The organism is Arthrobacter sp. CJL-S3, assembly GCF_056711635.1.
Genome location: NZ_CM160046.1, coordinates 1340758 through 1353593 on the forward strand (window position 1 = coordinate 1340758; position 12836 = coordinate 1353593).

Here is a 12836-nt window from a genome sequence, read left to right on the forward strand (position 1 = left end):
CCATGTATTCAGCCATCAAGGACCAGTTGCAGCACGAGCTGGACGAGATCCGCAGCGCCGGCCTGTTCAAGACCGAGCGGCACATCGACTCGCCGCAGGCCAACCACATCAAGGCCGGGCAGATCGGCGAGTCCAGCGCGGACGTGCTGAACTTCTGCGCCAACAACTACCTGGGCCTCGCGGACCACCCGGAGATCATCGCCGCCGCCAAGACCGCGATGGACGACCGCGGCTTCGGCATGGCCAGCGTCCGGTTCATCTGCGGCACCCAGGACCTCCACCTGGCCCTCGAGGCGCGCGTCTCCAAGTTCCTCGGCACCGAGGACACCATCCTGTTCTCCAGCTGCTTCGACGCCAACGGCGGCGTGTTCGAATCGCTCTTCGGCCCGGAAGACGCCGTCATCTCCGACGCGCTGAACCATGCCTCGATCATCGACGGCATCCGGCTCTGCAAGGCCCAGCGCTTCCGCTACGCCAACCAGGACATGGCGGACCTTGAATCGAAGCTGATCGAGGCCACCACCCAGGAGAACCCGGCCCGCCGCAAGATCATCGTCACGGACGGCGTCTTCTCGATGGACGGCTTCCTGGCCCCGCTCGAGGCAATCTGCGACCTCGCGGAAAAGTACGACGCCATGGTCATGGTGGACGACTCGCACGCCGTGGGCTTCATGGGCGCCAGCGGTGCCGGCACCCCGGAACACGCCGGCGTCTCGGACCGCGTGGACATCTACACCGGCACCTTCGGCAAGGCCCTGGGCGGCGCCTCCGGCGGCTACGTCTCCGGCCGCAGCGAAGTCGTCGCGATGCTCCGCCAGAAGGCCCGCCCCTACCTGTTCTCCAACTCGCTGGCCCCGGCCATCGTCGCGGCGACGCTCAAGGCCCTGGACCTCGTGGAGAGCTCCGGCGAACTGCGCAGCAAGCTCTTCGCCAACGCCGCGCTGTTCCGGAACCGGATGTCCGAGGAGGGCTTCGAGCTGCTCCCGGGCGAGCACGCCATTGTCCCCGTCATGTTCGGCGACGCCGTGATGGCCGCTAAGGTGGCCGACGCGATGCTGCACAACGGCGTCTTCGTCACGGCGTTCAGCTACCCCGTGGTTCCCAAGGGCGCGGCCCGGATCCGCGTCCAGCTCTCCGCCGCGCACAGCGCCGAGGACGTGGAGGCCTGCGTGCAGGCCTTCGTGCGCAGCCGCGCCGCCGTCGCCGGCTGAGCGGGGCTTCATAGCCAAAGCGGAACCGGGGTTGCGGCGCCACAAACGGCGCCGCAACCGTTCCGTCTGCAAGGATGGACCCATGTCAGCTAATTACGATGTCGTGATTGTCGGCGGCGGTATCGCCGGCCTGTCCCTTGCCTCAGCCCTTGCCGGAAAGTGCAGCGTCGCGCTGGTGGAAGCCGAGCAGACCCTGGCGTACCACGCCTCCTCGCGCTCGGCCCGGCAGCTGATCCCCAGCTACGGCCCTCCCGTGGTGCAGGAGCTCACCCTCCGCACGCTCGAACTGATCGCCGCCCAGGACGCCCACCGGCCCGAACCGGTGCTCTCGCCGCGCAGCTTCATGCTGATCGGCGACGACGCCACCGTCCGGGAGCAGGCCAGCGGCCACATGCAGCCGATCAGCCACGCCGAGGCCCTGGAACTCTGCCCGGCCCTGGTCCCGGACTCCTTCTCCGCCGCCGGCCTGGACACCGGCTCCTTCGCCTGCAACGCGCCCCTGCTGCTCGAGGACCTCCGCCGGCATGCGGAAGCCAACGGGGTGGACATCATCACCGGCGCCCGCGTCCACTCTGCCCAGCGCCTGGGTTCGGGCTGGGAACTCGGCGCCGGACAGGAGGGCTTCCAGGCCGCCGTTGTGGTCAACGCCGCCGGCGCCTGGGCCGACGAACTCGCCGTCCTCAGCGGCGTCGAGAAGGTCCAGCTGCAGCCGTACCGGCGCACCGCGGCGATCGTCGACGTCGAACACCCCCTCCCGGAAAGCAGCCCCATGGTGGCCGCCGCCGACGACTCCTTCTACTTCCGCCGCGACGGCGACCAGGTCCTGATCTCGCCCTCGGAACACGAACCGAGCGGGCCCGAGGACGCGCAGCCGCACCCGGGGGACATCGAACGGCTCATCGCCCGGCTCAACACCATCACCACCCTGGGCATCCGCGGCGTCCGCCAGGCCTGGACCGGGCTGCGGACGGAAGCGGCCGACGGCGTCCCGGTCGTCGGGTTCGACGCCGAGGCCCCCGGGTTCTTCTGGCTCGCCGGCCAGGGCGGCTACGGCCTCCAGACCTCCTCCGGCATCGCCGAACTCGCCGCCGGGCTGATCCTCGCCGGCCAGGGCGCCGCCTCTGCCGCAGGCGGCAGCACGGCCCCGGGTCCGGCATCCCGGACAGTGGAAGCGCTGGCGGCGACGCGCTGGTCCATCCGGCGCTGAAGAATGGACTCATGAGCACCCTGATCACCAACATCGCCGAGCTGATGACCCAGGACCCGGAGCACCGGGTCCTGAAGAACGCGGCGGTGCTGATCGAGGGCGAACGGATTGCCTGGCTGGGGCAGGCGGCGGACGCACCGGCCGCCGACGAGGCCGTCGACGCCGGCGGCCGTGCCCTGCTGCCGGGCTGGGTCGATTCGCACACCCACCTGATCTTCGCCGGGGACCGGACCGCCGAGTTCGAGGCCCGGATGGCGGGGGAGAGCTACAGCGCCGGCGGGATCGCCGTGACCACCGGCGCCACCCGGGCCACGGGCGACTTCGACCTCACCCGGCTCGCGCTGGGCCGGGTGGCAGAGGCCGTCTCGCAGGGCACCACGTACCTGGAAACCAAGACCGGTTACGGCCTGGACATCGACAATGAGGCCCGCAGCGCCCGGATCGCCTCCACCGTCGTGGACGAGGTCACCTACCTCGGCGCGCACCTGGTGCCCGCCGGGATGGACGCCGAGGAGTACACGGACCTCGTCTGCGGCCCCATGCTCTCCGCCGTCCGGCCGTTCGTGCGCTGGGCCGATGTCTTCTGCGAGCGCGGCGCCTTCGACGAGGACCAGTCCCGGCGCGTGCTCCAGGCCTGCAAGGACGCCGGTCTGGGCCTACGGGTGCACGGCAACCAGCTGGGCGTTGGTCCCGGGGTGCGGCTCGCGGTGGAATTCGGCGCGGCGAGCGTGGACCACGTGAACTACCTGTCCGCCGCCGACGTCGACGCCCTCGCGGCCAGCTGGTCCGGCTGGGACCGGGACGCAGGAACTGGTCGCGGCACGGTGGCGACGTGCCTGCCGGCCTGCGATCTGTCCACCCGCCAGCCGCTGGCGCCGGGCCGGGAACTGCTCGACGCCGGTGTGCAGCTCGCGCTGGCCTCCAACTGCAACCCGGGCACCTCCTATACGAGCTCGATGGCGTTCTGCGTCACCACCGCCGTGCTCCAGATGGGCCTCAGCGTCCACGAGGCGGTGCGTGCCGCGACGTACGGCGGGGCGCTGGCCCTCGGCCGGGAGTCCGGGACCGACGTCGACGGCGGACGCGCCGTCGGCTCGATCGCCGTCGGGCACCGCGCGGACCTGCACCTGCTCAACGCCCCGTCCGCCACCCACCTGGCCTACCGGCCGGGCATGCCGCTCACCCAGGCCGTCTGGCGTGCGGGGGTCCGCGCCCGCTAGGTGACCGCCCGGTTTCCGGAGAGAGCCGCGGCGGCTAGAAGAACATCGGCGGGGCGTCCAGCACCGTCTCATCGACGCGCCGGTCCTCCCACTGGCTGAACGGCTTGTCCAGCTCGTACTTGCCCTCCCCGGTGCGGTACAGGGTGCGGACCTCGGCGTTGTCCGGGTTGTTGAGCGACTCGAAGTACTCCACCGACCAGTGGAACCAGCGCATGCAGAACAGCCGCATGGTGAGCCCGTGGGTGACAAACAGCGCGTTGGGGGCGTAGCTCGGCTTGGACCAGTGCCGGTACAGGGTCTCCATAAAGGAGGAGATCCGGTCATAGACATCCGAGCCGGACTCGCCTTCCCGGAAGCGGTAGAAGAAGTGGCCGTACGCGTTCCGGAGTTCCTTCTGGTCCTCGATCTCCCCGGCGATCTGGAAGTTGGCCCAGTCCTGCTCCCGGAGCCGCGGCTCCTCGATCACCCGCTCCACCAGCGGACCGAGGTTGAGCGCCTCCAGGGTCTGGTAGGCCCGCAGGTACGGGGAGACGTACACGCACACCGGGCGGCCGTCCAGCAGACGCCGGACCTGCTCGCCGGCCGCCCGGGCCTGCTCCACACCGAGCTCGGTCAACGGAATCCGGTAATCGGGCACCCGGTTGTAGATCGAGGTGTCGGCGTTGGCGGCGGACTGGCCGTGCCGGATCATGATGATTTTCCCGGGCGCACTCATAAACCCCAGCATAGGCGGCAACGCAGGGTAAGCCGGGCAAGCCAAGACCGGGCAAGATAGGAACATGCTGGTTCCCTCCCGCCGCCGCCTGCGGCTAGAAGTCTGGATCGTCCTGGGCCTGTCCCTGGGGCAGTCCGCCGTGTACTCGGTGGTCCAGTTGCTGGACAAGATGACGCGGGCGCCGCTGGCGGAGGGCACCTCCACCCTGAACCGGTCGCAAAGCAGCCGCGAGTACTTCGATCTGACCTACCAGCTGCTGGATATCCTCTTCGCCCTGGTGCCGGTGGTCCTGGCGCTCTATTTCCTCACTGACCACCGGACATCCGGCCTGTCCGGAGGCGGCAGCCGCGGCACCACGGCGTTCCAGAAGCTCGGCCTCAATTTCGCGCGCCCCGGCAGGGACCTGCTGCAGGGATTCGGCCTGGCGGCGCTGATCGGCATCCCGTCCCTGGGCCTGTACGCCGCGGGCCGGGCGATGGGCATCACGACGGCGATCATCCCCAGCGCGCTGGATTCCTACTGGTGGACCGTGCCGGTGCTGGTCCTCTCCGCGATCCGGCACGGGATCGTGGAGGAAGTGATCGTCGTGGGCTACCTGCTGGACCGGCTCCCCAAGCTCGGCTGGAGCCTGCCGCTGGCGATCTTTGCCAGTTCGATGCTGCGCGGCAGCTACCACCTCTACCAGGGCTTCGGTCCGTTCATTGGCAACGCCATCATGGGCGTCATCTTCGCGCTGGTCTACACCAAAACCCGGCGCCTGATGCCGCTGGTGATCGCGCACGCCGTGCTGGACGTCGTCGCCTTCGTCGGCTTCAGCCTCTTCGGCAAGTCCATCGGCCTCGGCTGAGCCTGCCTTGCCCTAGAAACGGGGCCCCGGCCCAAGGGCGGGCGTTAAAGTTTCGGCCGCCATCGGTGGGTGACGTCATTGGCACCCGCTGATGGCGGCCGAAGTGTGGGGCGGTGAAGCGTTAGATGGTGACGGCTCCGGAGGCCGTCTCGAACGTAACGGAGAGGATGCCGGGTGTCCCGCGGGGAGCGAGCCAGTTCACGGCCACGTCTTCCAGCGGCTTCTCGACCGGGACACCGAGCCATTCGGTGACACGCTCTGCCGAGCCGGCGATCGTGAGGGCGGACATCTTGACGTTGCTCTCGTAGGCCTTCGACGGGTGGAGGTCTGGATCGCCTTCCCACTTGAGCATGTACGGGACCTGGGGGTCGGCGATGAGCCCCAGGATGCCGATCTGCTTCCAGACCAGTTCGCGGCCGTCCGGGAACTTGCGGTTGCCGTTGACGGCGGCGCGGCCGAGCCGCTCCTCGAACGGGGCGAGGTCGTCAACTTCGACGCACCAGCCCATCCAGCCGCCGCCTGCTTCGGACCGGGCACGGACGGCCTGGCCGAAGGGGGCCTTGTCGGAGGCGGGGTGGTTCAGGACCTCCACGACCTCGACATATTTGTGTCCCGCTAGCGGGATGATCATGTTGCGGGTCCCGAATCTGGGATGTACTCCGCCCTTCACGGCTTCGACGCCGAGGGCAGACGCAATTCGTTCGGTGGTGGCAGCGAGGCCATCTTGTTCACAGGCGTAAGAGACGTGATCCATGCGCATGCCCTCATCTTGACACTTTGTGATGCCCCTCTCAGCTTAGGCTCTCCTAACCGTGGTGGGATGTCATTTTTGGGGGGTCTCCGCGGGGCACTATCCCCTATCACCGGGCGGAACGGAAGGGCCATCCGGACCCCTCCTGGAGCGCAACTTCATCTTCGTCACAAAGCTATCCAGAGCCCGGAACCGGTTCCTAGACTGGGCTCAGGTCATGAGTGCCAGCACTACAGCCCCGGCTTGCTGGCCGGCAACCCTCGTCACGCGGTGGGGTGCCCCGGGTGAAGACCTGGCCGTCCGGCACCCGCCGGAAGGCAAGCGCGGCTCCAGTGTTGACCCGGGCCCAGGGGCTCCGGTGCAGCCTGTGCCCGGTCCCCTAAGGAGTGTCCCGATGTCCAGTGCCTGGTCCTTCGAAACCCGCCAGATCCACGCCGGCCAGGAGCCGGACAGCGCCACCGGCGCCCGGTCGCTGCCGATCTACCAGACGACGTCGTTTGTCTTCCCCAGTGCCGAAAGCGCCGCCAACCGCTTCGCCCTCGCCGAACTCGCCCCCATCTACACCCGGATCGGCAATCCCACCCAGGATGCCGTGGAACAGCGGGTGGCCAGCCTGGAGGGCGGACTCGCTGCGCTGCTGCTGAGCTCCGGGCAGGCCGCTGAGACCTTCGCGATCCTGAACGTCGCCGAGGCCGGCGACCACGTGGTGGCCAGCCCCAGCCTGTACGGCGGCACATACAACCTGCTGGCGCACACCCTGAAGAAGTTCGGCATCTCCGTGACGTTCGTCGAGGACCCGGACAACCTGGCCCAGTGGCGCGACGCCGTGCAGCCCAACACCAAGCTGTTCTTCGGCGAAGTGGTCTCCAACCCACGCCAGGACGTGCTGGACATCGAGGGCATCTCGCAGGTGGCTCACGAGGCCGGCGTCCCGCTGATCGTGGACAACACGCTCTCCACCCCGTACCTGATCCGGCCGATCGAATGGGGGGCGGACATTGTCGTGCACTCCGCCACCAAGTACCTCGGCGGCCACGGGACCGCGATCGCGGGCGTGATCGTGGATTCCGGCAACTTCGACTTCGGCCGGGACCCGGAGCGCTTCCCCGGCTTCAACACCCCGGATCCCACCTACAACGGCCTGGTCTACGCCCGGGACCTCGGCAAGGACGGCGCCCTCGGCGCCAACCTCTCCTACATCCTCAAGGCGCGCGTCCAGCTGCTGCGCGACCTCGGCTCGGCAGTCTCCCCGTTCAACGCCTTCCTCATCGCCCAGGGCCTCGAGACCCTGAGCCTGCGCGTGGAGCGGCACGTCGCCAACGCCAGCAAGGTGGCGGAATGGCTCGAGGCCCGGGACGACGTCGAATCGGTCGCCTACGCGGGGCTGCCGTCCAGCCCCTGGTACGAGCGCGGGCGCAAGTACGGCCCGAAGGGGACCGGCGCCGTCGTCGCCTTCAACATCGCCGGGGGAGCGGAGGCGGGCAAGCGCTTCGTCGACGCCCTCGAGCTGCACTCGCACGTGGCCAACATCGGCGACGTGCGCTCGCTGGTCATCCACCCGGCGTCGACCACCCACAGCCAGCTGTCCCCGGAACAGCAGACCGTCGCCGGGGTAAACCCCGGCCTCGTCCGGCTCTCCGTGGGCCTGGAGCACATCGATGACATCCTCGCCGACCTCGACGCCGGATTCCGCGCGGCCAAAACCGCCTGAGCACCCCCGGCCCCCGGCGTCCGGCCCCCGGCGTCCGGCCCCCGGCGTCCGGGCGCCGGGGCCCGGATAAACGCGGAAAAGAACGCGGCGAGTCATAAGTTCGTCACAATCTTCGCCACCGGGCCGCCGCATTTCGTAGACTCAGTGCAGGTCATGAGTGCCAGCGACAGCCCCGGCTTGCTGGCCGGCAACCCTCCTTTTGCGGCGGGGTGCCCCGGGTGAAGACCTGGCCTGCCGGTCAGCTGACGGCGGGCAAGCGCGAAGTTAGGTCCTCACATGACGATTGCCGTCACCCGCCAGGGTGTACCTGTAAGCAAGACCTCCCACCCGGATGCCCCGGGGGACACGGCGCCAGACGGGGTTGTCCCGGTCGGAATGGTCCCGGACGGGGCTGCCCCGGACGGAACCGTCCGGTATCTCCGGATCGGCGACCTCGAGCTCGAGTCCGGTGCCCGGCTGCCGGACGTCACCCTCGGCTACGAGACCTGGGGGACCCTCAACGCGGACCGCTCCAATGCCGTGCTGATCGAGCACGCGCTGACGGGGGACACCCACGTCACGCGCGGCGCCAGCGAGGAGCCGGGGTGGTGGGAGCAGCTCGCCGGCCCCGGTGCCCCGGTGGACACGGACAGGTACTTCGTCGTCTCGATCAACATCCTCGGCGGCTGCTACGGCTCCACGGGACCCTCGACGCCGGCACCCGACGGAAAGCCCTGGGGCTCGCGGTTCCCGCTCGTCACGCTGCGGGACACGACCGAGGCCGAAGCCAGGCTCGCCGACGCCCTGGGCATCCGGAGCTGGTACGCCGTGCTCGGCGGTTCCCTGGGCGGGGCGCGCGCGCTGGAATGGGCCGTCAGTTACCCGGACCGGGTCCGGCGCTGCGCCGTGATTTCGGTCGGCGCCAGCAGCACCGCCGAACAGATTGCTTTCGCCCAGGCGCAGACCCTCGCCATCCGGCAGGACCCCCACTTCAACGGCGGGGACTACTACGGAGGGCCGGAGCCGGAAGCGGGCCTGGCCCTGGCCCGGCGGATTGCGCACATCACCTACCGCTCGGCCGCGGAGCTGGACGGACGCTTCGGCCGGAACGCCCAGGACGCCGAGGCGCCGCTGGAAGCCGGATCCCTCGCCGGGCGCGGCCGTTACCAGGTGGAGAGCTACCTCGACCACCAGGGCAACAAACTTGTCCGCCGCTTCGATGCGAACAGTTACATCGCCATCACCGAAGCGCTCATGAGCCATGACATCAGCCGGGGCCGCGGCGCCCTCGCCGAGGCCCTGGCTCCGGCCACGGCGGAGTTCCTGCTGGCGGCCGTCGACTCGGACCGGCTGTATTTCCCGGCCCAGTCCCACGCGCTCGCCGCTGCCCTGCCGGGCGACGTCGCCGTCCACACCATCGAGGCGCCGATCGGGCACGACGGTTTCCTGACCGAGATCGGCCAGCTCAACAGCCAGCTTCGGCGGCACTTCTTCGGCTAGGTCCTTCGGCCTGTCTTTCTGCGCGGCACGACGGCCGTGCCGATCTCCTGCGCGAATCCGTGGACGAAAGCGCGGGAAGAAGAGACCAACTGTGCAATTTTGCAGATACGCTCTGCACTAATGGCCGTTGAGGCTCAGGGCGGGAGCGCCCATACTCATTGAGAATGATGCCGCGTGTCACAAATCACGCCGCGTCCATTGCCCAGAGGTCCATAGGGTGTCGACGGAGACACCGAAGGAGTCGAAATGAGTACACAAAACGCCGCCAGGCGCCCGGAAGAGGAAGACGTCAAGTCGTCCGGACTGAAGAAGGTAGTAACGGCCTCCATGGCCGGCACCGTTGTCGAATGGTATGAGTTCTTCCTCTACGCCTCGGCCGCCACCCTTGTGTTCGGCAAGATCTTTTTCCCCAACTCCGGCACGGAACTGGACGGCATCATCGCCGCCTTCCTGACCTACGCCGTTGGTTTCGTTGCCCGCCCGATCGGCGGCATCGTCTTTGGCCACTTCGGCGACAAGTTCGGCCGCAAGCAGCTGCTCCAGCTCAGCATCATCCTGGTCGGTGTCTCCACCTTCCTGATGGGCTGCCTCCCGACCTTCCAGCAGATCGGGTACTGGGCCCCGGCCCTCCTCGTGTTCCTGCGCTTCGCCCAGGGCTTCGCCGTCGGCGGTGAATGGGGCGGCGCAGTCCTCCTCGTCGCCGAGCACAGCCCGAGCAAGTCCCGCGGCTTCTGGGCCTCGTGGCCGCAGTCCGCCGTTCCGCTGGGCAACCTGCTCGCCACCGGCGTGCTGTTCACGCTGTCCTCCACGCTGTCCTCCGCCGACTTCCTCAGCTGGGGCTGGCGCGTGGCCTTCTGGCTCTCCGCCGTGATCGTCCTGGTCGGCTACTACATCCGGACCAAGGTCACGGATGCCCCGATCTTCCTGGAGGCACAGAAGGAAGTCGCCGTCGAGAACAAGGGCTACGGCGTCGCCGAAGTGTTCCGTCGCTACCCGCGCGGCGTCTTCACCGCCATGGGCCTGCGGTTCGCGGAGAATATTCTCTACTACCTCGTGGTCACCTTCTCCATCACGTACCTGAAGGTCATCGTCCAGACGGACACGTCCCGGATCCTGCTGCTCCTGCTCGTGGCGCACGCAATCCACTTCGCCGTGGTGCCGATGGTCGGCCGCATGTCGGACCACTTCGGCCGCAGGCCGGTCTACATGGCCGGCGCCATCCTCGGCGGCACCTGGGGCTTCTTCGCCTTCCCGATGATGGACACCAAGAACGACCTCATCATCCTCGCAGCCATCACGATCGGCCTCCTCTTCCACGCCCTGATGTACGCCGGCCAGCCGGCCATCATGGCTGAGATGTTCCCGACCCGGATGCGCTACTCCGGCGTCTCCCTGGGCTACCAGGTCACCTCGATCGTGGCCGGTTCGATGGCCCCGATCATCGCCGCGGCGCTGCTGGGCCAGTTCAAGTCCTCCACCCCGGTAGCCATCTACCTGCTCGGCGCCTGCATGGTCACCCTGGTGGCGGTGTTCTTCCTCAAGGAGACCCGCGGCGTCTCCCTGCACGACATCGACGCCGCCGATGCCCAGGGCACCGCGGACCTCTTGGCTGCCAGCAAGAAGTAACGGCAAAGTATCCGCTAGAAAAGTTATGAAAATCAGCAACAGCCCGGTCCCCGCAACGGGGGGGCCGGGCTGTTGCCGTTGGCACGCCTCAGCCTGCCAGGACCTCTCAGCCTGCCAGGACCTCCTGGCGGTCGGAAATTTCGGTCCGGACGGCTGCGAGCACGGCCTGCACCGGGGCCGACCGCAGCGATTCCGCGCGGGCCACCGCCCAGATCGGCAGCTGCCGCTGAAAGTCGTCCGGCAGTACCGGCAGGAAATCGGGGTGGCCGACCGCCAGGAAGTTGGGCAGCAGTCCGATCCCGGCGCCCCGCCGGACAGCCTCCAGCTGGGCGAAGATGCTGGTGGCCTGGAAGCTGGAGCGCGGCACGGGAAGCTGGGTGGAGCGGTGGCCCAGTTCGGCGACCTGCAGCGCCGACTCCACATAGGAGACGAAGCCGTGCTGCCGGACGTCGTCGAGCGTCGCCGGCAGGCCGTGTTCGCGGGCGTACTGCGGGCTGGCGTAGAGCCGGAGGAAGTAGTTGGACAGGAAGATGGTCTGCGCATTGCTGACGTCCAGGTTGCCCACCACCACCTCAAGATCCACCCCGGACCGGTTCTGGCTGACCTTGCGGGTGGCGCTGAGCATTTCGACGTTGAGCTGCGGATGGCCCTGCTGCAGCCGGACGAGCGCCGGTGCGACAAATTCGGCGCCGAAGCCGTCCGGGGTGCTGATCCGGACCAGTCCGGAGAGCACGTCCTCGGAGTGCGCGATCCGGTTCGTGAGCGCACCGAGCGTGCCCTCGATGGCCTCGGCGGCCGCCACGGCGTCCTGGCCCAGGTCCGTCAGCTCCCAGCCGTGCGGGCTCCGCTCCAGGGTGCGCCCGCCGAGCTGTTTGTCCAGTGCCAGGATCCGGCGGGAGATGGTGGTGTGCGTGGTGCCGAGGGTCTCCGCCACCGCATTGAACCTGCCCAGCCGTGCCACGGTCAGCAGGATCAGCAGGTCGTCCGGACTCGGAAGCCGCCGCAAGTCCACAAGAACTCCTCTGGATTCAGGTATGTGCATCCATGCACATACCATCTGTAGTTTTTTCCCTTGATTGCACTGTAACAGGGTGTGATGCTTGACACTGAACGTCCGGCGATTGGCCGGATCATGTGCACGACGCAAAGCAAAGGAGCTTATGCCATGGCTGTAATCGCTTGGATCGGACTGGGGAACATGGGCGGGTCCATGTCAGTAAACCTCGTCAAGGCCGGCCACGACGTCCGCGGGTTCGACCTGAACGCCGAGGCCGTTGCCGCCGCGGTCGCCGGCGGCGTCAAGCCCGCCGGAAGCATCGCCGAAGCGGTCGACGGCGCCGACGTCGTCTTCTCGATGCTCCCCAAGGGCGAGCACGCCCGCGCCGTTTACCTCGGCGAGGACGGCGTCCTGGCCCACGCGGACACACGCACCCTGCTGGTGGATTCCTCCACGATCGACATCGCCTCCGCCCAGGCCCTGCACGACGCCGCCGCTGCCGCCGGCTTCCGCTTCGTCGACGCCCCGGTCTCCGGCGGAATGAGCGGCGCGAAGGCCGCCACGCTGACCTTCATGATCGGCGGCGAGGCAGGTGCCGTGGCCGAGGCCACGGAATACATCAAGCCGATGGCGGCGAACATCATTCCCACCGGCGGCGCCACCACCGGCCAGGCCGCGAAGATCTGCAACAACCTCATGCTCTTCATCAACCTGGCCTCGACCGCGGAAGGCGCAGTGCTGGCCGACCGGCTCGGACTGGACAAGCAGGTCTTCTGGGACATCGCCTCCGTGTCCTCCGGCGACAGCTGGGCCCTGCGCACCTGGTACCCGGTCGCCGGTGTGGTCCCCACCGCGGCCTCCAACAACGATTTTGCCCCGACCTTCACCACCGAGCTGGCCAACAAGGACATCGGACTGGCGATCAGCGCGGCACGGGACACCGGCACCCCGCTGGAAATCGGCGAGCACGTCCAGCAGCTCTTCCAGCGCCTCATCGACTCCGGCAAGGCCGGCATGGACTGCTCCGCCATCGTCAAGCTGGTCGACGGCACCCTCGACACCTCCAAGTAGC

The 12836-nt window shown here is 68.3% G+C and carries 11 protein-coding genes and 2 riboswitches; of the genes, 8 read left to right on the forward strand and 3 right to left on the reverse strand.

Annotated elements, in window-relative coordinates:
* The first annotated feature begins 2 nt into the window (after nt 1-2).
* From AC06G6_RS05960 to AC06G6_RS05970, 3 genes are all read left to right on the forward strand, one after another.
* A complete protein-coding gene (locus tag AC06G6_RS05960) occupies nt 3-1211 on the forward strand; it encodes a glycine C-acetyltransferase (protein WP_479827274.1) in 1209 nt (402 codons plus the stop codon).
* A gap of 82 nt (nt 1212-1293) precedes the next feature.
* Entirely contained in the window at nt 1294-2418 is a 1125-nt protein-coding gene (locus tag AC06G6_RS05965) for an NAD(P)/FAD-dependent oxidoreductase (protein ID WP_479827275.1), read from the forward strand.
* An 11-nt stretch (nt 2419-2429) separates the two neighbouring features.
* Nucleotides 2430-3638, forward strand: coding sequence for an amidohydrolase family protein (locus tag AC06G6_RS05970; protein ID WP_479827277.1), 1209 nt, complete (start codon nt 2430-2432; stop codon nt 3636-3638).
* 34 nt (nt 3639-3672) lie between these two features.
* Here AC06G6_RS05970 and AC06G6_RS05975 read toward each other — a convergent pair whose 3' ends face one another.
* On the reverse strand, nt 3673-4353 hold the full coding sequence (locus tag AC06G6_RS05975) for a histidine phosphatase family protein (protein WP_479827279.1): 681 nt from the start codon (nt 4351-4353) through the stop codon (nt 3673-3675).
* Nucleotides 4354-4417: 64 nt separating this feature from the next.
* Between AC06G6_RS05975 and AC06G6_RS05980 the strand changes: the two genes are divergently transcribed.
* A complete protein-coding gene (locus AC06G6_RS05980) occupies nt 4418-5200 on the forward strand; it encodes a CPBP family intramembrane glutamic endopeptidase (RefSeq protein ID WP_479827281.1) in 783 nt (260 codons plus the stop codon).
* A 121-nt stretch (nt 5201-5321) separates the two neighbouring features.
* On the opposite strand, the gene AC06G6_RS05985 is transcribed toward AC06G6_RS05980, so the two are convergent.
* The gene (locus AC06G6_RS05985; RefSeq protein WP_307458797.1) at nt 5322-5960 is read right to left on the reverse strand and encodes a VOC family protein; all 639 of its coding nucleotides are present in this window, start codon (nt 5958-5960) and stop codon (nt 5322-5324) included.
* A 204-nt stretch (nt 5961-6164) separates the two neighbouring features.
* A riboswitch (SAM riboswitch) is annotated at nt 6165-6281 on the forward strand.
* A 64-nt stretch (nt 6282-6345) separates the two neighbouring features.
* Here AC06G6_RS05985 and AC06G6_RS05990 point away from each other — a divergent pair.
* The 3 genes from AC06G6_RS05990 to AC06G6_RS06000 all read left to right on the forward strand — a co-directional run bounded on the left by AC06G6_RS05990 (nt 6346) and on the right by AC06G6_RS06000 (nt 10767).
* Entirely contained in the window at nt 6346-7662 is a 1317-nt protein-coding gene (locus AC06G6_RS05990; protein WP_479827284.1) for a bifunctional o-acetylhomoserine/o-acetylserine sulfhydrylase, read from the forward strand.
* Between the two features lie 149 nt (nt 7663-7811).
* Nucleotides 7812-7927, forward strand: a riboswitch (SAM riboswitch).
* 110 nt (nt 7928-8037) lie between these two features.
* Nucleotides 8038-9141: a homoserine O-acetyltransferase MetX gene (gene metX, locus AC06G6_RS05995; RefSeq protein WP_479828554.1), complete on the forward strand. Its 1104-nt coding sequence runs from the start codon at nt 8038-8040 to the stop codon at nt 9139-9141.
* Nucleotides 9142-9387: 246 nt separating this feature from the next.
* A complete protein-coding gene (locus AC06G6_RS06000) occupies nt 9388-10767 on the forward strand; it encodes an MFS transporter (protein ID WP_479827286.1) in 1380 nt (459 codons plus the stop codon).
* A gap of 106 nt (nt 10768-10873) precedes the next feature.
* Here AC06G6_RS06000 and AC06G6_RS06005 read toward each other — a convergent pair whose 3' ends face one another.
* Nucleotides 10874-11773 carry a LysR family transcriptional regulator gene (locus tag AC06G6_RS06005; protein WP_479828555.1) on the reverse strand — a complete coding sequence of 300 codons (900 nt, stop codon included), beginning with the start codon at nt 11771-11773 and terminating at the stop codon, nt 10874-10876.
* A 159-nt stretch (nt 11774-11932) separates the two neighbouring features.
* On the opposite strand from AC06G6_RS06005, the gene mmsB reads away from it, so the two are divergent.
* Nucleotides 11933-12835 (forward strand): 3-hydroxyisobutyrate dehydrogenase, encoded by a 903-nt coding sequence (gene mmsB / locus AC06G6_RS06010; protein WP_479827288.1) that lies wholly within the window; start codon nt 11933-11935, stop codon nt 12833-12835.
* Nucleotide 12836: the final 1 nt, after the last annotated feature.

Excerpts from the sequence above, each read along its gene's own strand:
- AC06G6_RS05990 (WP_479827284.1), top strand. The coding sequence starts at position 6,346 with ATGTCCAGTGCCTGGTCCTTCGAAACCCGCCAGATCCACGCCGGCCAG.
- AC06G6_RS05975 (WP_479827279.1), bottom strand. The coding sequence starts at position 4,353 with ATGAGTGCGCCCGGGAAAATCATCATGATCCGGCACGGCCAGTCCGCC.
- metX (WP_479828554.1), top strand. The coding sequence starts at position 8,038 with ATGGTCCCGGACGGGGCTGCCCCGGACGGAACCGTCCGGTATCTCCGG.
- AC06G6_RS05980 (WP_479827281.1), top strand. The coding sequence starts at position 4,418 with ATGCTGGTTCCCTCCCGCCGCCGCCTGCGGCTAGAAGTCTGGATCGTC.
- AC06G6_RS05985 (WP_307458797.1), bottom strand. The coding sequence starts at position 5,960 with ATGCGCATGGATCACGTCTCTTACGCCTGTGAACAAGATGGCCTCGCT.
- AC06G6_RS06000 (WP_479827286.1), top strand. The coding sequence starts at position 9,388 with ATGAGTACACAAAACGCCGCCAGGCGCCCGGAAGAGGAAGACGTCAAG.
- mmsB (WP_479827288.1), top strand. The coding sequence starts at position 11,933 with ATGGCTGTAATCGCTTGGATCGGACTGGGGAACATGGGCGGGTCCATG.
- AC06G6_RS05960 (WP_479827274.1), top strand. The coding sequence starts at position 3 with ATGTATTCAGCCATCAAGGACCAGTTGCAGCACGAGCTGGACGAGATC.
- AC06G6_RS05970 (WP_479827277.1), top strand. The coding sequence starts at position 2,430 with ATGAGCACCCTGATCACCAACATCGCCGAGCTGATGACCCAGGACCCG.
- AC06G6_RS05965 (WP_479827275.1), top strand. The coding sequence starts at position 1,294 with ATGTCAGCTAATTACGATGTCGTGATTGTCGGCGGCGGTATCGCCGGC.